The organism is Arthrobacter sp. 001422645 (assembly GCF_059816125.1).
In genome coordinates, this window is record NZ_JCBANT010000042.1 from 1 (window position 1) to 545 (window position 545).

At 70.3% G+C, this 545-nt stretch carries 1 protein-coding gene; it reads left to right on the plus strand.

The features are described 5' to 3' along the window. A partial coding sequence (locus AC6EUH_RS18305) for a PLP-dependent aminotransferase family protein (protein ID WP_499739508.1) occupies window positions 1–545 on the plus strand: 545 nt, incomplete at both ends.

A 545-nucleotide genomic window follows, 5' to 3' on the forward strand; every position in this document is an offset into this window, starting at 1 on the left:
GCCTACCTGATGGTGGACATGGCCCACTTCGCCGGGCTCGTCGCGGCCGGGCTGCACCCCTCCCCGGTGCCGCACGCCCACGTCACCACCTCCACCACGCACAAGACCCTCGCCGGTCCGCGCGGCGGCATCATCCTCTCCAACGACGCCGACATCGCCAAGAAGATCAACTCGGCGGTCTTCCCGGGCCAGCAGGGCGGGCCGCTGGAGCACGTCATCGCCGGCAAGGCTGTGGCCTTCAAGATCGCTGCGTCCCCGGAGTTCAAGGAGCGCCAGGAACGTGTGCTGGCCGGCGCCCGGATCCTGGCCGAGCGGCTGGTCCAGCCGGACGTCACCGCGAAGGGGATCAACGTGATCTCCGGCGGCACCGACGTTCACCTGGTCCTCGTGGACCTGCGCAACTGCGAACTGAACGGTCAGCAGGCCGAGGACCGGCTCGCGGAAATCGACATCACGGTCAACCGCAACGCCGTCCCGTTCGACCCGCGCCCGCCGATGGTCACCTCAGGGCTGCGGATCGGCACCCCCGCGCTGGCCACCCGCGG